This is a genomic window from Pseudoalteromonas sp. SG44-17, from assembly GCF_014164235.1.
Classification (GTDB): Bacteria; Pseudomonadota; Gammaproteobacteria; order Enterobacterales; family Alteromonadaceae; genus Pseudoalteromonas; species Pseudoalteromonas rhizosphaerae.
Genome location: NZ_JACJEV010000007.1, coordinates 46,616 through 69,673 on the forward strand (window position 1 = coordinate 46,616; position 23,058 = coordinate 69,673).

16 protein-coding genes are annotated in these 23,058 nt (G+C 39.5%); 9 read left to right on the forward strand and 7 right to left on the reverse strand.

Annotated features, from left to right (window positions below; all coding sequences use genetic code 11):
- Positions 1 to 169 precede the first annotated feature (169 nt).
- Together scpB and rluB are read left to right on the forward strand one after the other, a co-directional pair.
- Positions 170 to 760 (forward strand): SMC-Scp complex subunit ScpB, encoded by a 591-nt coding sequence (gene scpB, locus H5182_RS07310; RefSeq protein WP_149981032.1) that lies wholly within the window; start codon positions 170 to 172, stop codon positions 758 to 760.
- Complete coding sequence (rluB, locus tag H5182_RS07315) at positions 757 to 1,626, forward strand: 23S rRNA pseudouridine(2605) synthase RluB (RefSeq protein ID WP_182759806.1); 870 nt, start codon at positions 757 to 759, stop codon at positions 1,624 to 1,626. The genes scpB and rluB overlap by 4 nt, the downstream gene beginning before the upstream one ends.
- A 222-nt stretch (positions 1,627 to 1,848) precedes the next feature.
- Here the strand turns inward: rluB and H5182_RS07320 are convergent, their stop codons facing one another.
- The gene (locus tag H5182_RS07320) at positions 1,849 to 2,595 is read right to left on the reverse strand and encodes a YciK family oxidoreductase (RefSeq protein ID WP_182734863.1); all 747 of its coding nucleotides are present in this window, start codon (positions 2,593 to 2,595) and stop codon (positions 1,849 to 1,851) included.
- Between the two features lie 250 nt (positions 2,596 to 2,845).
- On the opposite strand from H5182_RS07320, the gene H5182_RS07325 reads away from it, so the two are divergent.
- Positions 2,846 to 5,317, forward strand: coding sequence for a VolA/Pla-1 family phospholipase (locus H5182_RS07325; RefSeq protein WP_182730966.1), 2,472 nt, complete (start codon positions 2,846 to 2,848; stop codon positions 5,315 to 5,317).
- Positions 5,318 to 5,413: 96 nt separating this feature from the next.
- Positions 5,414 to 6,430 carry a protease SohB gene (gene sohB, locus H5182_RS07330; RefSeq protein ID WP_182759807.1) on the forward strand — a complete coding sequence of 339 codons (1,017 nt, stop codon included), beginning with the start codon at positions 5,414 to 5,416 and terminating at the stop codon, positions 6,428 to 6,430.
- A 70-nt stretch (positions 6,431 to 6,500) separates the two neighbouring features.
- Here sohB and H5182_RS07335 read toward each other — a convergent pair whose 3' ends face one another.
- On the reverse strand, positions 6,501 to 7,832 hold the full coding sequence (locus H5182_RS07335) for a dicarboxylate/amino acid:cation symporter (protein WP_145233756.1): 1,332 nt from the start codon (positions 7,830 to 7,832) through the stop codon (positions 6,501 to 6,503).
- A 204-nt stretch (positions 7,833 to 8,036) separates the two neighbouring features.
- Here H5182_RS07335 and H5182_RS07340 point away from each other — a divergent pair, with 204 nt between their 5' ends.
- Positions 8,037 to 11,906, forward strand: a complete 3,870-nt coding sequence (locus H5182_RS07340) for a hypothetical protein (RefSeq protein ID WP_182759808.1) — start codon at positions 8,037 to 8,039, stop codon at positions 11,904 to 11,906.
- A gap of 258 nt (positions 11,907 to 12,164) precedes the next feature.
- The gene (gene topA / locus H5182_RS07345) at positions 12,165 to 14,885 is read left to right on the forward strand and encodes a type I DNA topoisomerase (protein WP_182734784.1); all 2,721 of its coding nucleotides are present in this window, start codon (positions 12,165 to 12,167) and stop codon (positions 14,883 to 14,885) included.
- 99 nt (positions 14,886 to 14,984) lie between these two features.
- Here the strand turns inward: topA and H5182_RS07350 are convergent, their stop codons facing one another.
- Entirely contained in the window at positions 14,985 to 15,227 is a 243-nt protein-coding gene (locus H5182_RS07350) for a hypothetical protein (protein ID WP_149981038.1), read from the reverse strand.
- Between the two features lie 227 nt (positions 15,228 to 15,454).
- Here H5182_RS07350 and H5182_RS07355 point away from each other — a divergent pair, with 227 nt between their 5' ends.
- Positions 15,455 to 16,003: a TIGR00645 family protein gene (locus tag H5182_RS07355; RefSeq protein WP_145233766.1), complete on the forward strand. Its 549-nt coding sequence runs from the start codon at positions 15,455 to 15,457 to the stop codon at positions 16,001 to 16,003.
- A 38-nt stretch (positions 16,004 to 16,041) separates the two neighbouring features.
- On the opposite strand, the gene H5182_RS07360 is transcribed toward H5182_RS07355, so the two are convergent.
- Together H5182_RS07360 and H5182_RS07365 are read right to left on the reverse strand one after the other, a co-directional pair.
- Entirely contained in the window at positions 16,042 to 17,241 is a 1,200-nt protein-coding gene (locus tag H5182_RS07360) for an ABC transporter permease (RefSeq protein WP_182759809.1), read from the reverse strand.
- Positions 17,238 to 18,176 carry an ABC transporter ATP-binding protein gene (locus H5182_RS07365; protein WP_149981041.1) on the reverse strand — a complete coding sequence of 313 codons (939 nt, stop codon included), beginning with the start codon at positions 18,174 to 18,176 and terminating at the stop codon, positions 17,238 to 17,240. The genes H5182_RS07360 and H5182_RS07365 overlap by 4 nt, the downstream gene beginning before the upstream one ends.
- Before the next feature lie 389 nt (positions 18,177 to 18,565).
- On the opposite strand from H5182_RS07365, the gene H5182_RS07370 reads away from it, so the two are divergent.
- Together H5182_RS07370 and ccoG are read left to right on the forward strand one after the other, a co-directional pair.
- Positions 18,566 to 19,984: a sigma-54-dependent Fis family transcriptional regulator gene (locus H5182_RS07370; protein ID WP_182759810.1), complete on the forward strand. Its 1,419-nt coding sequence runs from the start codon at positions 18,566 to 18,568 to the stop codon at positions 19,982 to 19,984.
- A gap of 141 nt (positions 19,985 to 20,125) precedes the next feature.
- Positions 20,126 to 21,508, forward strand: a complete 1,383-nt coding sequence (ccoG, locus tag H5182_RS07375; protein WP_145233771.1) for a cytochrome c oxidase accessory protein CcoG — start codon at positions 20,126 to 20,128, stop codon at positions 21,506 to 21,508.
- A 1-nt stretch (position 21,509) separates the two neighbouring features.
- Here the strand turns inward: ccoG and H5182_RS07380 are convergent, their stop codons facing one another.
- Together H5182_RS07380 and H5182_RS07385 are read right to left on the reverse strand one after the other, a co-directional pair.
- Positions 21,510 to 21,935 carry a hypothetical protein gene (locus H5182_RS07380; protein WP_182759811.1) on the reverse strand — a complete coding sequence of 142 codons (426 nt, stop codon included), beginning with the start codon at positions 21,933 to 21,935 and terminating at the stop codon, positions 21,510 to 21,512.
- Between the two features lie 175 nt (positions 21,936 to 22,110).
- The gene (locus H5182_RS07385) at positions 22,111 to 23,025 is read right to left on the reverse strand and encodes a M14 family metallocarboxypeptidase (protein ID WP_182759812.1); all 915 of its coding nucleotides are present in this window, start codon (positions 23,023 to 23,025) and stop codon (positions 22,111 to 22,113) included.
- Positions 23,026 to 23,058 lie beyond the last annotated feature (33 nt).

Here is a 23,058-nt window from a genome sequence, read left to right on the forward strand (position 1 = left end):
TTAAAAATGTAACGCACTAGCTCGTTTATCTACAATAGCAGCGCTTTAATCGCTGCTATTTTACATTTTTATAGAATAACTTTTCCAACCTTTGTATTGATCTGGCATAATAGCGCGCTGAATATACCGCAACGTCTTGGTGCCTATGGTGACAAAATCTGCTACGAAAATGGCTACGAAACGAATCAGTGATGAGCAGCTTGTTGAGATCATTGAAGCGGCGATTTTTGTTGCGGGAAAACCAGTCAGTAAACGGCATTTAAAAGACACCGTATTAACTGAGTTAAGTGTGTCTATGACACGTATTAACCTCGCGATTGAACAGATCCAAATTCATTATCAAACCCGTGGTATTCGCTTAGTTGAAGTCGGTAGTGGATTTAGATTTCAGGCGTGTGCCAGCTTAGCCCCTTGGTTAAATAACCTTTGGCAAGAACGGGCGCCTAAATATTCCCGTGCACTATTAGAAACTCTTTCGCTTATTGCTTATCGTCAGCCGATAACTCGGGGCGAGATAGAGCAAGTACGTGGAGTGACCGTAGGCTCAACTATTATTAAAAGTCTGCTCGAGCGTGAGTGGATACATGTTGTTGGTCATAAAGAGGTGCCAGGTAGGCCCGCTTTATATGCCACAACCAAACAATTTTTAGATTATTTTTCGTTAACAGGTTTAGATAACTTACCGCCACTGCCAAAACAGCAGCAAAGTAAAATTGACCAGTTATTGAGTGATCCTTCTGTGAGAGAACTATCCGAATGAGTATACAAGGTGAAAAGTTACAAAAAGTCTTAGCAAGAGCTGGCGTAGGTTCGCGACGTGAGATGGAAAAATACATTGATGCAAATCGTGTCAGTGTTAATGGTAAAGTAGCAAAGCAGGGTGATCGTGTTGAAGAAACCGACCAGATCCGTGTTGATGGCCATACGGTAAAAATTGAAGAAAAAGCTGAACGTATCTGTCGCGTTGTTATGTATAACAAACCTGAAGGTGAGTTATGTACACGTAAAGATCCTGAAGGACGTAGAACGGTATTTGACCGCCTGCCGCGCGTTGATGGTGAACGTTGGATTGCTGTTGGTCGTTTAGATATAAATACAGCAGGTTTAATGTTGTTCACCAATGATGGTGAGCTTGCTAACCGCTTAATGCACCCAAGTTACGAAGTAGAGCGTGAATATTCAGCACGTGTATTTGGTGAAGTAACAGCAGAGACTATCAAAAATTTAACCAAAGGGGTTGAGCTTGAAGATGGTATGGCAAAATTTCTTACTATTAAACCACTGGGCGGCGAAGGTATTAACCGCTGGTATAATGTAACGCTGACTGAAGGGCGTAACCGTGAAGTTCGTCGTTTATGGCAGTCTCAAGACGTTGAGGTTTCTCGCCTTATTCGTATTCGTTATGGTAAATTAGAGCTCGATAAACGTCTACCACAAGGTGGTTGGGCTGAGCTAGATTTAGAGACTGTAAATTACTTACGTAAAACAGTTAAGCTTGGCCGTGAAACGCAAACAAAATTATCTGTTATGCCTGAAAAACGCAAAGATAAGCGCGCTAAAATTAATCAAATTCGTAAAGCAGTCAAAAAACATAATAATCGCGTTAAACAAACTAAACGCCGTTAATATCTGCCTTGCATTAAAAAAGCCGCTAATTAGCGGCTTTTTTATGTTTAGTACTTGGTTTATACCAATCGACTTAAATATTTAACCATTCTAGCGGGCTAAATAAAGTGCTAACTGCGTTAGGGATTTTTTATGTAGAACAACTACATGTCAAAATTCCTGCCTTGTTATCACTGTATTTATCTGTCGCTATAAATGGTCAGTAACTTAACACGACTGGTATTATTTCTTTGTTTGCGCGTCTAATGATTGACCATTGACGTCTTTTGAATCATCACTCATTAAGTATAAATAAGTTGGCATTAAGTCTTCAGGGCAGGCTAGTTTATCGCGATCTTCGCCTGGATAGACACTGGCACGCATAGCTGTGTGGGTGGCGCCGGGATTAATACAATTTATCCGGATATTCGTTTTACCAACTTCACATGCCCATGTTTGCATCATTCCTTCAACTGCAAATTTTGAAATGGCATACGCGCCCCAAAACTCACGACCTTGGCGACCAACCCCAGAAGAGGTGAAAATAATTGAAGCACTTGGAGATTTACGTAAAACTGGAAACATATATTTTGTAATCATCGCTTGAGCGGTAACATTCACTTTCATGATGTTATCAAACGTTGATGAACAAAAATGCTCAAGTGGACCCAGTGAGCCAATTATTCCTGCATTATTGAGCAAGCCATCTAGTTTACCAAATTGCTGTTCAATGGTAGCGCCTAAATCACGAAAGTTTTGTTTACTTGCACCTTTTAAATCCATCGGTACAATCGCAGGCTTTGGCCCGCCAACGGCAATGATTTCATCGTACACGGCTTCCAGTTTGCTGGTGGTTTTACCCAATAATATAACCGTTGCGCCATGTTTGGCATAAGTTATTGCAGCCACTCGGCCAATGCCGTCACCTGCACCAGTTACTAAGATCACTTTGTCTTGTAGGGCATTATCAGCCGCTTTATAGGTTTGCATAATAAAGGTCCAAAAAATCAATTTGATTGATTTTAACATAGCAAAACACCAAGTTATCGAATTTATTGCAAAATAAGGTGGCGAAATTTGAAACTTTACGTTAACTTTAACTGGTCTAATGTCTTATTAATAACCTAATTACATTATTTTAACTAAATATTACGCGAAAACTTAAAAGAATTAGTAACAAAATTAGCTACACTTATTTATCAACACACATAAAAAAAAGATTACGTGCGGAGCAAACAATATGAAAAAAATGCTACTCTCACTTGCAATTACAGCTGCTCTAGCTGGTTGTGGCGGCGGTGAAACGTTAGAAGATGTTAAAAATGATACACCACCAGTTATTCCATCAGCTACAGTTAAGTTTGATCCCGCAAATGGGGTTATTTCAGTACCAAATGATTTATTAATGAGTGGTACAAAAGATGGCACTATTAATATCCCCGGTGAGTTGAGTGCTAATGGTGTATCAGTGCCAAGAAGCGCCTATGCTAACCCGTCCCTGGCACTAGGTGCACTTGATGGCTGGTCTAGCCAAGTTCCTTATAAAATAGATCTTACCTTTCCTGCGAATGTTAGCCTTGATGAAAGTTCGGCTGGTGCGCCGGGATCTGTGCGTATTTTTGAAGTTGTTATGGGCGCTAGTTTAACAGATGCAGATTGCGCAGCGGTACCCGCTGGAGCCGGATGTAAACTATTAGGTGAATTAACCTTTGGCGTTGATTTCATCACTAAAGCAAGTGGCAATGCGGTTGCTATTATTCCATTAAAACCGTTTAAAGCTGGCAGCTCGTATATTAATGTGCTGACGACTGAGCTTAAAGACTCATTAGGGCGTTCTATCGAGCCTTCATCAACTTATGGTTTGGTTAGTGAAGAGACACCACTGATCACCGAGAGCCAATTAGCGCTTCAAGGCGTGGTAAACAGTTATGAAAATGTGGTCACGTCAGGTGGCACTATTAGTAAAGATGATATTATTTTTAGTGGGGCGATGACGATTCAGTCTGTTGGTCCGGTACTTGGTACTATTAAAAAGTTACTAGCAGCAAGCCTGCAAAACCCAGCCTTGCCAACACCAATGGTTCAAATCCCAGAGCAACCACTGCTAACGGTTGAGCAAGTCTTTGCTTCACAAGGTGTTACTGGACTTTCGCCAGCATTTGCAGGTGTTCAATATCAAAAAGGTAGTGTGACACTACCTATGTATTTATCTCAGCCTGAAGGAAAAGAAATTTCAAATTTGGCTGACACATATTGGCAAGGCATGTGTTCAAGCCCAGTTGCCGTTCTTAATCAGCAAGCAGCTGATCAAGCGCTGCGCGAAGCAGGAAAAGAAGATGAAATTGATCCTACAATGTTTGATGTTGGTCCATATGAGCCGCTTTGCCAAGGTTTAAGTGAGGGGAGATTACATGATTACCCGAAAATTGATATTACTCGCCACTTAACAAAATACAATCCGATCCCAAAAGTGCAAAGCCAGCAAGAAGTAACTGTTCAGATAACAAAACCTATTTTGCCTGTAATAAATTTTATCAGAACACAAAGTCTTGGTATGTCGGCACTTGAAATGCCAGCAGGTGGTTGGCCGGTGGTGATAATGCAACATGGTATTACTTCTAAAAAAGAAGATATGCTGGCATTAACGGCTAGTTTAGCGATTCAAGGCTTTGCAACGGCCTCAATAGACCATCCAGTGCATGGTGAACGTGGTATTGACGTGGATGACGATGGTAATGATGATTTTAATGCATCAACAGGCTCTGTCCTGGCGTATATGAATTTGCAATCATTACTAGTAGCACGTGACAATTTAAGACAGTCTGCAGCTGATTTACTTGCTTTACGTCTTGGTCTAAACTTTACAAACGATACATCACTTAACACTTCTGATGTAGTGTTTATTGGACATTCATTAGGCTCAGTAGTTGCTCCCGCTTTTGTTACTCAAGCAAATACACCTTTAGATAGCCAAGTTGATGGTCTGTTCAAAGTCAATAGCGTCGCACTTGCTAGCGGTGGTGGTGGGATAGCCAGCTTCTTACTAGAATCGGCGAGTTTTGGCCCATTTGTTCAAGGCTCAGTATTGCTATCAGCTGGGACATCTGAATCTGCTGAGTTCCAAGCTTATAGAGAGAGCTCTGCTGTATCAAATTGTGGTGAAGCAGTTTCTACGAGCGAGAGTATTTCATGTGGGTATGGAGAATATTACACTTCGTTAAATGCAGCTGGTGAAATGACTAAGCTAGCTAACATTCAAGGTGTAATGAGTCAGTTCTCATTTGCAGCACAGACGGCACTTGATAGCGGGGATCCTACAAACTATGCATCTGCTATAAAAGCGCTTGGCACACCTGTTTATATGAATGTGGTAGTTGGAGATGGAGAAGTTAATGGAAATAAACCAGACCAAGTGATTCCACCAATGACTGTAAACAATCCAATTGCAGGCTCACTGCCACTTGCTAACTTAATGGGTTTAACGACAGTAACCCAGTCGCAAGCGCCTACTGACGATGGTATGAGTTATTTAGTTAAATTTACCAAAGGGCATCACAGCTCAGTACTTACACCTGCACCGAATGCAGCCGCAGGCGCGACGGCTGAAGGAAGCGCTGCCGCGACAAGTGAAATGCAATTACAGATTGCAACTTACTTAGTAACTCGAGGTCGTGCGTTATCTATTCAAAATACCGAGATTGTCACTGATTAACTTTTTAGAGTATTAAAATAAATGAAAAGCCACTGAAAAGTGGCTTTTTTTTGTTTGAATGGTAAATTAGGTCAAATTTTTGTTTGGAGAATACGATTGGAATTTCTATATGAGTACGGGCTGTTTCTAGCTAAAACGGCGACATTTGTGATTGCCGCCGCTGCGGTAATATTAATTAGTGTCGCTGCAGCGATAAAGCCTAAAAGTAAAAAAGGTGAGATTGAGATTGATGATATTTCTGAGCAGTTAGATGATTTGAAAAATGATTTTATTGAAAGCACCTTATCTAAAAAAGCATTAAAAGCACACCATAAAGCACAAAAGAATGATGCTAAAAAAACCACTGATGAACAGTCGAAACCACGATTATATGTACTTGATTTTAATGGTAGTATGGATGCTCATGAAGTCGATAGCTTACGTGAAGAAATTACCGCAATTGTTGCAATTGCCGATCCTAAGCAAGACAAAGTGTTGGTTAGGCTAGAAAGTGGTGGCGGGGTGGTTCATGGCTATGGACTTGCTGCTTCCCAGCTACAACGCATTAAAAATAGAGGTATTCACCTTACGGTTGCGATTGATAAAGTTGCTGCCAGTGGTGGTTACATGATGGCCTGTGTCGCTGATGAAATTGTTGCCGCACCGTTTGCTATCGTTGGCTCTATTGGTGTGATAGCACAAATTCCAAATTTTAATAAAATTCTGAAGAAAAACGATGTTGATTTTGAACAAATCACTGCGGGTGAGTTTAAACGTACCCTAACTTTATTTGGTGAAAATACAGATAAAGCACGGGAGAAGTTTAAAGAAGAAATAGAGCAAACTCATGACTTATTCAAACAGTTTGTTAGCAGTCAACGGCCAAGTTTAGATATTAACTTAGTGGCAACAGGTGAGCACTGGTTTGCGACTCAAGCGCTTGAAAAAGGTCTAGTCGATACCATAGAAACCAGTGATGACACATTGCTTAAGTATCAAGATGAGCGACAAATATATAAAATTAAATATAAAGTTAAAAAGAGCTTAAGCGACAAGCTTGCTATCGGGTTGAGTAACACTGTTAACAAAACCGGTATATCATTATTGTCTCGTTTAAAAGGGTTAAACCCATAAAGGTTTCCGTTATTAAATGATAAAAAAACCCGCAAATTCGCGGGTTTTTTTCATTATTACACGCACAACTTTAGTCAGTTGATTTGTGATAATCCTCTAAGTCTTTTGCTGCATTAGGGTCGTTAAATACGGCCTCATCTAGTTCACCTTCAGATTTAGCCACTACACATGTCACCATGCAATCGCCCGTTACATTGACCGCTGTGCGGGTCATATCAAGTAACCTATCAACGCCAATAATTATGGCAATGCCCTCAACAGGTAAACCAACTTGATTCAGGACCATGGCAAGCATGATTAATCCTACGCCAGGAACACCAGCGGTGCCTACAGACGCTAAAGTGGCGGTTAAAACTACCATTAAGTAATCTGAAATTGTTAGATCAACACTGAAGACTTGTGCAATAAATACCGTAGCCACACCTTGCATGATTGCTGTACCGTCCATGTTAATAGTGGCACCGAGTGGAATTGTAAATGACGCAACTGAATTTTTTGCCCCTAATTTTTTAGTGGCTGTTTCAAGTGTAATAGGCATTGTTGCACTTGAACTTGAAGTGCTAAATGCAAATAAACAGGCATGCTTCATTTTTTTCAAAAAGATAACAGGGTTTAATCCAGTTAAAAATTTCAGTAATAAACTGTAATTAATAAATGCATGGAAAAATAATGCAGCCACAACAACACCAAAATATTTAGCTAAGCTGACTATCAAGTTCAACTCGATAGTAGTGAAGAGCTTTGCCATTAAACAGAATACCCCATAAGGAGCTACGTTCATTAATAAGGTAACTAATTTTAAAATCACGGTATTTAAATCTTCAAAAACAACCGCTACTCGTTTACCTGCACTGCCGCCAAGTGCCATGGCAATACCAAATAGTAATGCAAATACAATAACTTGTAACATGTTTCCACTGGCCATGGCATCAATTGGATTGGTTGGGAACATGCCAATGATTACTTGTGCAAGAGTTGGTGCTTCTTTTGCGCTATACGTCGCTTCAGAAGGTAAGTTAATCCCTTCCCCTGGATTAACTAATAATGCCAAGGTAATCGCAACCGTAATTGCAATTGCGGTAGTAATAAGATAAAGAGCGATTGATTTACCGCCTAAACGGCCTAATTTTTTCGGATCACTTAAGCTACATGTACCACAAACAAGTGAAACAAATACCAGTGGTACAACTAACATTTTCAAACTGGCGATAAAAATTTGTCCACCAATATGAAATAAACCATCAACAAAAAAGCCTTTAATTGGCAAAGAGAATAATCCAAGTGGGATTAGATAATCGTCTTCGCCAGCTAATATTGCTTGGAATATGAAGCCTACAGCAACCCCCAGAAACATACCTATCATGATACGGGTGGTTAAACTCATTGAACGGATTTTTGACATAGTAACAATCTATTTTTTATAAATTTGCCATAGCCTACCAGCATGCAGATTTTTATACAGAAAAAATCGATAAATATGAAAAAAAAATATGGATCAAAAAAACAACAAAAAACAAATAAAAGTTGTGATTTCCAAGCGTGTTATAGGTTAATATTGAGTAAATGTATTATTTAAATAATTAATAACAAAGCTAGGGAGAGGGCAATGCCTTTAATGCGATGGCTCAGTGTCATACTGTTAAGTTTTTTTATCACTGCGTGTGGTGGCGGTGGAACACTTGAAAAGGACGGTGGAGGCCTTGATGGAGGGGGCACTGATTCTCCTTCATATACACTAAGTATTAATGGTTTGTCAGAAACCACTGGTGAAGCTGCTAACGACGTTTCTTCTGAACAACGTTTAGTGCTCGTGGCTAAGTTATTGAAAGATGGTGTAGCAGCACCTAATGTAATTGTCACTTTTACTACTGATGGCGGATATGGTGAGCTTGATCCTGAATCAGGCACTGTCAAGACTGGAACTGATGGTAGCGCTAAAATATACCTTTCCGTGGGTAATACAGCTGGAGCCGGTACCGTTAATGCGTCGGTCACAATTAATGGTGAAACGTTTAACACCACAGAGCCTTTTACTTTTACGTCGACAGGTGATCAAGACAGTACAGCCCAAGACACTTATACAGTTACTCTTCAAGGCTATAGCCAAGATACCGGAGCAATTTCAAATAGTGTAACAAGTCAAGCGCCTTTAGACTTAAGAGCAACTTTAAAGCAAAATGGCGAAATAGTCGCTGGCAAGCGTATTTTGTTCACGCTGACAGATGGGATTGGCCTATTACAGCCCACAACAGGCTCAGCATTAACTCAAAATGATGGTATTGCGACAATCGAACTTACTGCAGGTAAAGATGCGGGAGCAGGTAAAGTGACTGCCACTTATAATGTCGGTGGGGAGTCTTATTCTGGAACTTTTGATTTTCAGACTACGGGTGGCCAGGGTAGTGATACAGGGGTCTCGGGTACTATAACTCTAGAGCTAAATATCTTAGATCAAAATGGAGCAGTATTTACAGAGCTAAATCCGGTTAGTAAAGATAATAAAGGTGTTGTTTCTGCTACATTAAGAGATGATGGTGTGCCACTTGCTTCTCAATTAATTAGTTTTACATCTAAATTCACGGGTAAAATCACCCCAGAGTTAGGTACTGCATTAACTGATCAGAATGGTGTAGCCGTAGTAACACTAAGCAGTGGCAACTTCAAAGGAGCTGGTCAAGTTGTTGCAAGCTATGAATCTGAAAGTAACGAGATAATAACAAAAACAGCTGGCTTTGTTTCAAATGGTGACGATGCTCCGGTTGAAAGTGCTCAAGCAGAATTAGATATTAAACTTCTCCAAGGGTGTAATGCTAATTGGGATACAAATCGCAATACTGTCGCATTAAATCCGCTAGACCCTTCTAGTGGTTGTACAGTGACCAATACATTTTCATCCGATTCACTTATTGACGTACTCATTAAGGTTGTAGACACCAGTAGTGGTGATGGTATTTCAGGGATTATTGCTGAGTTATCTACAGATTTAGGTCAATTACTTCCTGATTCAGGAAAAGCCTTAACTGATAACTTTGGATTTGCGCTATTAAAACTACAACCAGGAGCAAGTAGTGGAGCCGGTACTCTAACTGCTACAGCAAAAGATACAAACTTAAATAAAGCATTTTCAATTAGTACGGCAGAATTAAAAGTATCAATAGATAATGGCTTGCCTAATTTATTAGATAGCTTAGGTAATCCAATTGAGGGTCAATATCAGCCTCTAGCTGCAGGTGCAACAACCGTTATAACTGTTGAAATTAGAGATACTAATGATGATTTAATCGTAACGCCTTTTGATGTTCAGTTTACATCAAGTTGTGTTGAGAGTGGTAAATCAATTGTTGATGAAAAAGTGATCAGTATTGGTGGTATTGCTACGTCAACATATAGAACAAATGGCTGTAAAAGTGCACAAGGTGATACTGTTATTGCAACAGTATTAACAGGGGGCACGCCCGAAATAGCGTCAGTTAATATTCCTGTTTCTGAAGCTGATGTGGCGTCGATTGAATTTATTTCAGCGACTCAAAATGTAATTGCGTTAAAGGGTACTGGTGGTGTTGGTCGTAAAGAAAATAGTGAACTAACATTTAAATTAATCGACAAAATTGGCCAAGATGTTACGAGTAAACGCTTAGATTTCCGTCTTACTTCTACTAATGGTGGGATCAGTTTATCGCATCATAGTGTTGACACTGATGCTGCTGGCTTGGCCCGAGTTCAAGTGAATTCAGGTTTTGTGCCGATGGCAGTGCGAGTGCAAGCATGTTTTATTCCTGATGAGCAAATACCAGCCGATCAAAATGATAATGTAACTTGCTGGCAAGATGTATATACGCAATGCCAAAAAGCAGAGGCAGACCGTGACCAAGGAGTAAGCTGTCCAACAGGTAACTTGTCGTTGGTGTCATTGGATCAGCAAATTATCACCGTGTCTGATTTACTCTCTATTAGTACAGGGCTTCCTGATAATAATAGTTTTACCGCTTCGATTACTAACTATGCTACAGAGACTTTGCAATACGATAATGAAACGTTTGATATAACAGTGCTCATTGCAGACCATTTTAATAACCCGGTTCCAGATGGTACCTCAGTGTATTTAACAACAGAGGGGGGCGCTATTGGTACTTTAGATGGTGAAGAGGGCAATCCACAACTAGAGTGTCTCTCTGTTGATGGTGCATGTACAGTGCAATGGCGAAGCCAGAACCCTAGACCATTTACTGAAAATAAATGGGGAAATAAATTATCTGATTACAACCCTAAAAAGTTGCTACGTGTTAAAGCAAAATATTTGGAGGATATAGTTGGCATTACTAATCCTACATTTGTACAAAGTAATGCCGTCACACTTACTCAGTTAAATGCAAATGCAAATTTTGCAGGATTGGTTGAAGAAACACGTAACTGCGATTTATATAAGAATAACCCTGCGCCTTGTATTGATGGGATTTTGAATGCTAACACGAATGAATTAGGTGTACCGCTTGGGGCACGTGCTACAGTTTTAGTTACAGCTAAAGGGCAAGAGTCTTTTATTGATATTAATGGTAATGGCCTATTCGATAGCAATGAATACTATTCAGGCTATGACTTAAATGAAGCGTTCGTTGATCATAATGAGAGCGGAACTTACGACGGTTTATCGGCAATTTATGACCCAGTGACAGCTTCATTAACTAAAGATGCACAAAGCTGTACAGATGGCTCAGATACTGATCCATGTAGTGAGTTTGCAACGAACGGAGCCCATTTTGAGGAGCCAATAGGTGATATAGACTCTAACGGTATGCATACATTACTAGATGGCAAATATAATGGGTTATTATGCACCGAAGCAGCACAGGCTGCTAACATGTGTAATAAAGAGCTTATTGATGTACGCCGTTCATTTGAAGTTATTATGTCCGGCAGTACAGTTTATTACCGTTTTGTAATTGACAAAGAATCATTACGTAATAAGTTTGCTGCGGCGTTAGCTGAAATTGAGTTAGATGACGCTGGTAATCCCACTGGAAATCTTTCAATAAATGCTCTGGGAGTAGCCAATAGTATTGATAGCTGTGAAAACATCACTAATCAATATGATGTTGGGACTACATCTGAGGTGATTCTTGGTCTTGAGGAGAGTGTTAACGATCAAATGTGTGATATCACAGAGCTCAATATTGCAAGCTATGATTCGGGTGTTCAGTTAGCTTCGTTATCTTTTAATTTTTATTACTCTGATATTTACAATAACCCGTTAGCTGCGGAAACAAATGTTGAGATAAGTACAGAAAACGGAGATTACAGTGGTACAGACGGATTTGTGATTGGCAATTCTTCAGCAACAAATGCTGCATTAATTGGCCTTTCTATAAGTCGTGAAGCGGAGCCGAATAAAAAATCTATTGGATTTTTAAAGCTTTCATTTACTTCGCCTAAAGAGAACAATACCACTGCACAATTACAAATTAGTGATGATGGTTAGCTAGTTTCAAACATTTAAATAAAATAAATGCCAACCATAAGGTTGGCATTTTTGTTGCTATTCTATATATTCCACTGCAAATACCTTAAAACACCGTTTTGTCTAAATTAACGACAATAATTGTTTAATTATTCATTAAAAGCAGAAAAGTTTGTATTAAAAGCTTGTAACAATTGGTGTTTGTAGATATACCTATAAATATTCGCGCCCGTAAATGGGCAAAACACATTTAAAATACTTGGTTAGAAATAGGCAACTATGGGCAAATCGCTAGTAATTGTAGAGTCTCCTGCTAAGGCTAAAACAATTAATAAATATTTAGGAAACGATTTTATCGTCAAGTCCTCTATTGGGCATGTACGAGATCTTCCTACCTCCGGTTCAGGCAAAACCAAAACGGCTGCTGTAAAAACACCTGCAGAAGTACGTAAAATGGCACCAGAAGAAAAGGCCGCGTACAAAAAACAGCGTGATTATACAAATTTAGTAGCTCGAATGGGGATTGATCCAGATAAAGGCTGGGAGCCACATTACGAAGTATTACCAGGTAAAGAAAAAGTTGTTCAAGAATTACAAAAGCTCGCTGAAAACGCCGACCAAATCTATCTCGCAACGGATTTGGATAGGGAAGGAGAAGCGATTGCTTGGCACCTGCAAGAAATTATCGGTGGAGAGCCAGAAAAGTATAAGCGTGTCGTATTCAATGAGATAACTAAAAATGCCATTCAGGCCGCCTTTGAGGCCCCTGGTGAGCTAAATACCGACATGGTCTATGCCCAGCAGACTCGTCGCTTTTTAGATCGTGTTGTAGGCTTTATGGTATCGCCATTATTGTGGCAAAAAGTTGCCCGTGGTTTATCCGCTGGACGAGTACAGTCTGTCGCAGTACGTTTGTTAGTTGAGCGCGAGCGTGAAATTAAAGCGTTTATTCCTGAAGAGTTCTGGGATATTCATGCCGATGTGAAAAATACAGAGTCGGCACTTCGTTTAGAGGTGTTCAAGCAAGGTGATAAAGCCTTTAAGCCAGTCAATGAAGCGCAAGCTATGGCAGCTACTGCATCTTTAGAGCAAGCTGAATATAAAGTTGTTAGTGTTGAGGAAAAGCCAAGTAAAAGTCGTCCTAGTGCGCCACTAATTACTTCAACAATGCAACAAGCTGCGAGTACGCGTTTAGGCTATGGCGTTAAAAAGACCATGATGTTAGCGCAACGTTTGTATGAAGCAGGTTATATCACCTATATGCGAACTGACTCAACCAACTTGTCGAAAGATGCAGTTGCAATGTGTCGCGAGTATGTTTCGCAGCAGTTTGGTGATAAGTATTTACCAAAAGAAGCTATTAGTTATAGTTCAAAAGGCAATGCACAAGAGGCGCATGAGGCGATCCGTCCTTCAAGTGTTACTGTGTTATCTGGTCACCTAGATGGCGTAGACCCGGATGCTAAAAAGCTTTATGAGTTAATTTGGCGTCAATTTGTTGCGTGTCAAATGGTCCCTGCTGAATATGACTTAACAACATTAACTGTTACTGCCGCCGATTTCCAATTAAGAGCCAAAGGACGGGTGTTACGTTTTGATGGTTGGACTAAAGTACAACCAGCAGTTCGAAAAAAGAACGAAGAAGATCAATCACTACCAGCTATTAAAGAAGGCGAGATATTAAGCCTTGTTGAACTTGATCCAAAACAGCATTTTACTAAGCCGCCAGCACGCTTTAGTGAAGCGAGTTTAGTAAAAGAACTTGAAAAGCGTGGTATTGGTCGTCCATCTACCTATGCATCGATTATTTCAACGATACAAGATCGTGGATATGTCCGTGTTGAAAGCCGTCGTTTCTTTGCAGAAAAAATGGGTGAAATTGTCACCGATCGTTTAGTTGAGAACTTTACTGATCTGATGAACTTTGACTTTACTGCAAAAATGGAAGGCCGGTTAGATGACATCGCTGAAGGTGAGCGTGTCTGGACACAGGTACTTGACAAGTTTTACGCTGATTTTTCTACACAACTGACTTTAGCCAGTGGTGAAGAAGATGAAGGTGGGATGCGTAAAAATGAAATGGTCGAAACTGATATTGACTGTCCAACATGCGGCAGAAAAATGGGTATTCGAACAGCCTCTACTGGCGTTTTCTTAGGCTGTACAGGTTATAATTTACCGCCAAAAGAACGTTGTACTACCACTATGAACTTAGTGTCAGGTGATGAAGCGGTTGCCGCTGACGTTGAAGATGTCGAAACCGAAACATTGATGCAAATGAAGCGTTGCCCAATTTGTGAAACGGCAATGGATTCATACCTAATAGATGAAACTCGTAAATTACATGTTTGTGGTAATAACCCTGCTTGTAAGGGCTATGTCGTTGAGCAGGGCACGTTTAAAATTAAAGGCTATGATGGCCCTATCATTGAATGTGATAAATGCTCATCAGATATGCAGCTTAAATCAGGGCGCTTTGGTAAATACTTTGGCTGTAGTAATGATGAGTGTAAAAACACCCGTAAATTACTGCGTAACGGCGAAGCAGCGCCACCAAAAGAAGACCCTGTTCAGTTACCAGAATTAGAGTGTGAAAAATCGGATGCATACTTTGTGCTACGTGACGGCGCTGCAGGTATTTTCTTAGCAGCGAATACCTTCCCTAAATCACGTGAAACTCGTGCCCCTAAAGTGGAAGAGTTACAGCGTTTTAGAGATCGTATTTCACCTAAGTTTTATTATCTAGCTGATGCACCAGTAAAAGATCCTGATGGTAACTTAGCAATTGTTCGTTATAGCCGTAAGAATAAAGAACAATATGTAATGACTGAGGTTGACGGTAAAGCAACAGGCTGGACTGCACATTTCAATGCAGGAAAGTGGGTTGAAGAGGCAAAGAAGAAAGCCGCACCTAAGAAAAAACCAGCCGCTAAAAAGGCAACAGTCAAGAAAGCCGCACCTAAAAAAGCCGCTGCAAAAACAAAAAAGGACGCTGAGTAGAATACTAAGCTCTGAAAACAAAAAAACCGGAATGCACACCCTTGTGTCAATTCCGGTTTTTTTATATCAAAAATTATGCCTTTAGAGGCATTTTTGACGTTAGATTTTTACGTCAGTGACTTTTTTATAGCCTTCTGATTCAAGTTCATCATTTACGCACTTTAGTACGTATGGTTTAAGCTCTTCATTGCTGATGTCGTCGTCTTTAGCCCAGTTTAAACACATCTCAGTGTATTCTTTAATTGTTTCGGCGGAAGCTTCAACAGCATCGTCAGCAACAGCAAAAGTTGCATAAACTGCAAATAATGGCGCTACGATAAGCGCTAGCAATGCTTTTTTCATTCGTGTATTCCTAAAAAATGTAGTGACTGCTGTTTTATATTCAAAAACAACAGTGATCCAATCAAGCAACATGCTGTTGGTAAGTGATTCTTAAACGAAATGACAATAAAAGATAACGAAATATTTTTATCGTAAAGACAAATATAATGTAATAAGAGACGGTAAAATAATGAGAAACTTATGTTAATCAATGCTATCTTACGCCAGCTATCAATTTAGGAATAATTATGTCTCAAAGCCAACTACCTGACACCACACCTCGTGTTGCATCTAAACTAGAACAGTTTGTTGAAAGCTTTATTTTTCGAGCCCGCTGGCTACTAGCTCCCTTTTTTATAGGCTTACTCGTTGCAATTGTACTGTTACTTTTGAAGTTTTTTAAATACCTGTATCAAATGGCGATAAATACATTTAGCGCTACTAATGAGCAACTACTGGTGGGTATTTTGACCTTGGTTGATACCGCATTACTGGCAGGATTATTATTAATAATTATTTTTAGTGGCTATGAAAATTTTGTTTCTAAATTAAATATTGGTAATCATGAAGATCGCCCTGCATGGATGGGTAAAGTAGGTTTTTCTGGTCTTAAAATGAAATTGATCAGCGCAATTGTTGCCATTTCTGCAGTCGAACTGTTAAAGGTGTTTATAAGCTCTACTAGTCACTCAAGTGATGAATTGATGTGGAAAGTAATAATTCATGTTACTTTTGTGATATCAGGTGTGCTATTTGCTCTCACTGATTTTATAAATAGCAAAACTCACAATCATTAAATAGCAGATAACGCAACGCTATCTGCCTATATGTTTTGTTATTTAAAGATACTCAACCACATAGCCTTTAAACTCGGTTCTTTTGCGTACATATTCATACCCATTTTAAAAATACGAGCGGCAAATATACGTAAGTAATAAAAACAGCCAATACTGAGAAGCAGGGATAAGAGTGCTTGCCAAATTGGTATTTCAACTAATGACATGCGCACCGGCATAACCGCAAATGCCGTGATCGGCAAGTAACTAAGCACGATTGTTAAAACACTGTTTGGTGCATCGATAACAAAAAATGCAATCACAATAGGTGCCAATGGCAGCATCATTAAGGCACTTTTACTACTGTGATTAGGATCATCAATACCCGCTGCGATCGCAGCCATAAATGCAGCGCAGATGCCAAGACCTACAATCGCATAGGCTAACAACCAAGGCAGTAATGACCAATTAATAAAGTCTAAATTGAGGGCTTGTTGTTTAATGATAACGGTAAAAAATAGCATCGATAAAATAATCGATAGCAAGGTGCCAATCATGGTTTTTACTGCAAGTAATATTTGCCCAAGTAGCTTACCATCTATCCATGTTTGTGGTGTCATGGTGGCTAGCAATTGCTCCGTTACGCGGTTTTGCTTTTCACCGGTAATACTGACAAAGAGTTGGCCAAAGATCCCAAACATCGCAACAAATAATAATATCAGTACCCCAAATGCTGTGTATGCTTGACTACGATCAGCTTGATTTTTCAAAAGCTCGTCAAGTACCCTATGTTCAATTGAAATATTTTTCGTCAATCCTAGTCGTTGTTGCTCGCTTAAGCCTAAGCTATCAAATTGAGCTTGTTGCAATTGCGCTCTAAGGAGCGATTGCAATGTTGTTTGCCATGCTGATTTTACAGCCGTTATTAACGTATATGAGTGAGTCGCTTGGTCAAACTTAAGTACGCCATCATAGCCAGTATCCTCAGCTAAATTTGCAATGATGGCAGTTAAATCATCATGTTTGGTAAACTTAAATTGTGTCGATGTAGGCTCTGTTTTGACGCTAAACTCGAGGTTGCTTGCTAAATGATAACCTTGTTCAAGTTGACTGTTTGCAGTGGCAAAAAAATAAATAACTCCAGCAATAGCGAGCATGATCAACTTCGAAATAATTTCTTGTTTTAATTTAAAAAAATGCAAGAACTCCCATTTTGCAACAATCCAGAGCTGTTGCTGTGTAAGCGATGATTTATTCATAGCGTCGTTCCTTGATCCAGTTTAGCGTTATGCTCAGCTACTGCGTGTAAATAAATTGCATGCAGTGACTGAGCTTTATTTTTGAGTTCACATATTTCCCCGATGCTGATTAACTGAGGAAGTAACTGGTTAAGTGATTGGTGTTGCTTTAGGGTGATAGTTAGTTGCTGTGCTTTTATTTGCTCAACACAATAATGTTCACATAGTTGCTCAAAGTAAGTTTGATTAATTGGATCGTTGAATACGACTTGAATACTATTATTTTGCGCGCTTTGAAGTATATTACTGAGTTTGCCGTATAAAACACTTTCACCTTGATTTAATAGCAATACCCGATCAGCAAGTTTTTCTACCATCGCCATCTGATGTGCACTTAAAATAACGGTCATGCCTTGCTGTTTTAATTGCGCTAAAAATTCAACAACTAATTCCTGATTAATAGGATCTAAGCCAGAAAATGGCTCATCTAAAATTACCCATTTGGGCTTATGTAAAATTGCAGTGATCAATTGGATTTTTTGTTGGTTCCCTTTAGAAAGTGATTTTAAGGGGTCATTCAAGCGTGCGGTTAAATTAAATTTAGCTAACCAATAGTCACAGCGCTGCGTAAATTCGCTATCTTTTACGCCGTGTAATGCTGCAAAAAATTGTAGATTTTGTTTTATTGTTTTTTCTGGATAGAGGCCTCGGTCTTCTGGTAGATAGCCCAGTAAATGTGCCGGAATAGATGAATACGCTTGTCCTGCATCATTGAGTTGAATAGAGCCACTATCTGGAGAGGAAAAACCAACGATCATTTTTACTAATGATGATTTCCCCGCACCATTGGGGCCAAGTAAAGCAAAAATCTCTCCTGGTTGCACATCAAATGACAGCTTATTAACCGCAGTAACCGTTTTATAGTGTTTTTCAAGGTTGTTAATAATTAACGACATGTGATCCCTACAATATTGTTTTTTTTGAGTTTAATCGGTTACAACCAAGAATGTAACTACTACCAGAGATGAAATTGTAAGCAAAGATTATGCAATAATTAAATAAGAAGTGTGCAGACACTGCAGTTAATACATATTTGCAAAGCTAATATAGTAAAATTACAAGTTGATTAACTTTTCCTTGATGATAGTTGGGTATTTATTAATATTATTTTCAATTGATTAATAATGAGTGCTGTAGTCTTACAGTTACTTTAGATGCGGTTCATGATGAAGCAAAACGACGGATAGTTTCGCTTTAATGAGCGGTATGATTTAGTCACTTAGGGTGCAAATCTTCGCCATTATAGGCATAATGAACGCGATATTTCGCGAATTCGGTGTAAGCAATGATAAAACAGTTTTTAGACGATCCAACTTTATTACTCAACGCTGTTGGTGAGGGAATATATGGCTTTGATTTAAGTGGTAATGCGGTATTTGTAAACCCCGCTGCTGAACGCATGACTGGATGGCATGCAGATGAGTTGCTGGGTAAAAAAATTCATCAGTACCATCATCATAGTCATGCTGACGGGCGGCCATATCCAGCAGATGAATGCCAGATTTATTGCACTATGTTTGACGGCAAGCATCGGCATGTTAAAGATGAGGTATTTTGGCGTAAAGACGGCAGCTGTTTTGCGGTAGAATATACATCTACACCCGTTTATAAAAATAATCAGTTGATCGGCGCTGTCGCGATATTTCGCGATATATCAAAACAACACCAGACAGAGCACGCACTGCGTGATGCTTTAGCGCAAGTGAATCACTTAAGTGAGCAATTAAAAGAGCAAAATAGCTATTTGATAGCAGAACTTAATGAAGATTGGCAAGAGTCTGGTTTGGTAGGCAAAAGCCACGTATTTCAAACCATGCTTGAGCAAATAAAACTTGTTAGCCCGACCGATAGCACTGTGTTGATTTTAGGTGAGAACGGCACAGGAAAAGAATTAGTCGCTCGTAACTTACATCGCTTAAGTGGGCGCAGTGGGCAATCCTTTATTAAGGTCAATTGCGCCGCATTTACGCCAAGCTTACTTGAATCTGAGTTATTTGGTCATGAAAAGGGGGCTTTTACGGGGGCTAAGGAGCATCGTAAAGGACGTTTTGAGTTGGCTAATAATGGCACCATTTTTTTAGACGAAATTGGAGAGCTTGCTCTTGAAGCGCAAAGTAAGTTGTTACGGGTATTGCAAGAGCATGAATTTGAACGTGTTGGCAGTAGCCAAACACGTAAAGTTAATATTCGTGTAATTGCTGCGACTAATCGTGACTTATGGGCAATGGTGCAGTCAGGATGCTTTAGAATAGATTTATATTATCGACTAAATGTATTTCCAATCACAGTTCCACCACTGAAAGCGCGTAAAGAAGATATTCCATACTTGTGTAGTAATTTGATTGCACAATTAAATAAACGTCTTGGTAAACAGCTCAAAGGACTCAGTGAGAAAGCCATAACACAGCTACAAGCGTATGATTGGCCGGGTAATATTCGTGAATTACAGAATGTACTAGAGCGAGAGGCTATTTTATCAAAGCAGTCTGTATTGCAGTTATCGCAACCACTTGATGCCAATGCTAGCGCTAACCTAAACACGGATCTGAGCCTTGACGAAGCGCAGAGACAGCATATCATCGCAGTATTAGAGCTATCAAATTGGCAAATTTCTGGCAGTCAAGGCGCGGCAGTTAAATTAGGCATGCCGGAGAGTACGTTACGATCAAAAATGCGCAAGTTGATGATCCGTAAAAATCGTTAAATATCACGATACTCGCTAAATATCGCGATTTTAGCGAATTTATTAAATAAAAATTCATTAATATTCAGTTGCTTAATTTAATTTCAGTTTGGTCTGAAACTTGCAAACTTACAGGCCTAACCGTCACAGTAAGTAGTTATTATGAAATTTGATATTAAAGAAGAAGATATGATCATCAAGCCCTATAAGCATGAAGGGCCTATTTATATCCGTGAGCAAAAAGGATTTTTCCAGCGTATTCGCCGTAACCTTGGTTGGTTACTCATGCTTACATTCATTCTTATTCCTTGGATCCCATACAAAGGCCAGCAAGCGGTATTGCTTGATGTTGCGAGTCAAAAGTTTGCTATTTTTGGGCTGACCTTACTGCCCCAAGATTTTATGATCTTGGCGTTGTTATTTATGTTAGGCGCTTTTGCGTTGTTTTTTGTTACCAATTGGCTTGGCCGGGTATGGTGTGGATATACATGCCCACAAACAATTTGGATGCTGATGTTTTCATGGGTGGAGCAACGTATAGAGGGAACACGTAATCAACGTATAAAGTTAGATAAATCCGCGTGGACGTTATCAAAATGGCAGAAAAAAACAATCAAGCATAGCGCTTGGTTAATCATATCATTGTTTACAGCAACGTCATTTATGGCTTACTTTATTCCGGCTAAAAGCTTGTATGGGGATATGTTTACTCTGCAATGGTCGGGCATTACTAGTTTTTGGGTATTTTTGTTTGCCTTTTGTACTTATGGAAATGCCGGTTTCTTAAGAGAAAAAATGTGCACCATTGCTTGTCCATACTCACGGTTTCAGGCTGTAATGTTTGATAAAGATACATTACTTGTCACTTACGATAGTGCGCGTGGGGAAAGTCGTGGTCCACGTAAACGTAAGGCCGATCCTAAAGCGTTAGATTTAGGTGATTGCGTAGATTGCAATTTATGTGTGGAAGTGTGCCCTGCAGGGATTGATATTCGTAACGGCTTACAATATGAATGTATTAACTGTGGTTTATGTATCGATGCGTGTGACGACACAATGGATAAGTTTGGCTATCAAAAAGGCTTGATCAAGTACGCAAGCGAAAAACAGATGGCTGGCGAGCAAACTAATCCATACCGGTTGAAACTGGTTGGTTATGGCGCACTCACGGTTTTATTAATGGTCAGTATGTTAGCGTGGTTAGTTCAACGCACGCCAATCGAAGTGTCAGTACTGCGTGATCGTAATGCATTATATCGAGTAAATTATGAGGGCTTAGTTGAAAACCCTTACACCTTGACAATAATTAATAAAACACAACAGTTACTGCATTACCGAGTAGCGATTACCGGTCTTGATGTGGCTAAGTTACAGAGCCCTCAACTTACAGCTGTCGAGCCTGGTCAAATGAAGCGCATCCCGGTCACTGTGGTTGCAGATGGCTATGATTTACCAAATAAGCTCAACCAACTTGATTTTGTGATCACAGCCGAAGAAGACCGCGGTATTAAGGCATCAATAAGTAGTGTTTTTTATCGTAACTAAGTTATGCAGAGTGAAATTGAGCTGCTTTATCGTTCATTGTTTGGTGAACAAAGGTTTTAGCTTGCACTAAACATTTAAACAGATGATGGCGAACATCCACGCTAAGGCCTGCATTGTGAATAATGCGTTGCATTTGATTGATTACGATAGCTGAATCAAAAATATAAGCGCTAGCAATACATCCATTACGAACCATGGCAGAGGCCAACACTGTAAGTTGTTGCTCTGCCTGAGGAGTTGCAGCCAACAGGTTTTGAGAATTACTAATATATCCCCATGGTTTATTGGCAAGCTGACTAACCTGCTCAAATAAGCCATTGCTAAATGCAGTCACTAAACTGGCGTTAAGATTACCGTAAAAATCAGCAATGATAATATTTTGATCGCGGTGTAAACTAACCTGCCCATGTTTATTGCTAAATTTCAACGTGCTTCCTTGTGAGAAAATTTAAGAGCGCGAATTTTATACAATTTAAACGCGGAGTCTAGGTATTTTTTAATTTTTTATCAATTTGCATTAATTAATCAGTGAATAATATATAACCAGATTAAAAATGTCAGAATAGGGCCTAAATATAATTACCAATAGACCCTCGCAATAATTATTTTGTAAGCAGGTGATCTAATGCACCTTTAATTGCAGCCACCTGTGCTGTAATACATAGCTCATCTGTTGCCGTCGGACTATCTGGGTACACTTCTGTCGTCGTGACATACTGTGCATTTGTAAAGCCCATGCATAAACCGAGTTCTCGTGCTGCATAATTGATCACACCATGTTGTTCTAATGGCACTCCAATGAGTTGATTGTTTTCATCACTGGGGGCAATTTGAGTCACATTAGCAACAGTGTCAATAATCGCTTTTTGGAATTGCGCTTCAGGTTTATTGCTATCAGCGACAAGATAAAAACCATCAGGAATATTCCAATTAGTGTTCACCTTGCCATCACGAGCCGCAAGTGCAGGGCGAAACTCACTGTTGTCAGTGTCAGTTGTTTCATGCAGATCAATATGCGCTAATAAAGGTATATTTTGTGCTTTAATATAATTTATTAGTGCTGCTGACTCTGGTGCTGGGCTTGGTGAATAAAACGAACGGTTTGGATCTATGGCTGCTGGGTTCCAGCGATTAATGGTTTCATATCCCCACGGGCTAATACAAGGAGCAACCAGTAAGTTAAACTCTTTAGCGTATTTCATACCTAGCGTTTTCATAAAATGTAATGCGCCATGAACACCGCTTGTTTCATAGCCATGTACGCCACCGGTGATCAATATGCTCGGTTTATTCGATGCCCACTGTTTTGATTTAATAATAAAAAGAGGGTAGCGAGTAGGATCAAAACTGAGCGCACCATATTGCTCAACCTCGAAATCATTATCCAGTTCGTTGATTAAAGTTACAACTTCAGATTGATAACTACGTTTAATCGTTTGTAGGTTAAACCAACACTGTTTATCTTTATCATTCCAAGGCGTGCATTGAGTACCTATTGGATAGTTATTTTCGCTCATAGAACCTTCATTTATTATAATAAAGGTTTAGCT

Coding starts and splice junctions, on each gene's coding strand:
- topA (WP_182734784.1), top strand. CDS start 12,165: ATGGGCAAATCGCTAGTAATTGTAGAGTCTCCTGCTAAGGCTAAAACA.
- H5182_RS07370 (WP_182759810.1), top strand. CDS start 18,566: ATGATAAAACAGTTTTTAGACGATCCAACTTTATTACTCAACGCTGTT.
- H5182_RS07385 (WP_182759812.1), bottom strand. CDS start 23,025: ATGAGCGAAAATAACTATCCAATAGGTACTCAATGCACGCCTTGGAAT.
- H5182_RS07340 (WP_182759808.1), top strand. CDS start 8,037: ATGCCTTTAATGCGATGGCTCAGTGTCATACTGTTAAGTTTTTTTATC.
- H5182_RS07325 (WP_182730966.1), top strand. CDS start 2,846: ATGAAAAAAATGCTACTCTCACTTGCAATTACAGCTGCTCTAGCTGGT.
- H5182_RS07360 (WP_182759809.1), bottom strand. CDS start 17,241: ATGAATAAATCATCGCTTACACAGCAACAGCTCTGGATTGTTGCAAAA.
- H5182_RS07335 (WP_145233756.1), bottom strand. CDS start 7,832: ATGTCAAAAATCCGTTCAATGAGTTTAACCACCCGTATCATGATAGGT.
- rluB (WP_182759806.1), top strand. CDS start 757: ATGAGTATACAAGGTGAAAAGTTACAAAAAGTCTTAGCAAGAGCTGGC.
- scpB (WP_149981032.1), top strand. CDS start 170: ATGGCTACGAAACGAATCAGTGATGAGCAGCTTGTTGAGATCATTGAA.
- H5182_RS07365 (WP_149981041.1), bottom strand. CDS start 18,176: ATGTCGTTAATTATTAACAACCTTGAAAAACACTATAAAACGGTTACT.
- H5182_RS07320 (WP_182734863.1), bottom strand. CDS start 2,595: ATGCAAACCTATAAAGCGGCTGATAATGCCCTACAAGACAAAGTGATC.
- H5182_RS07350 (WP_149981038.1), bottom strand. CDS start 15,227: ATGAAAAAAGCATTGCTAGCGCTTATCGTAGCGCCATTATTTGCAGTT.
- ccoG (WP_145233771.1), top strand. CDS start 20,126: ATGAAATTTGATATTAAAGAAGAAGATATGATCATCAAGCCCTATAAG.
- H5182_RS07355 (WP_145233766.1), top strand. CDS start 15,455: ATGTCTCAAAGCCAACTACCTGACACCACACCTCGTGTTGCATCTAAA.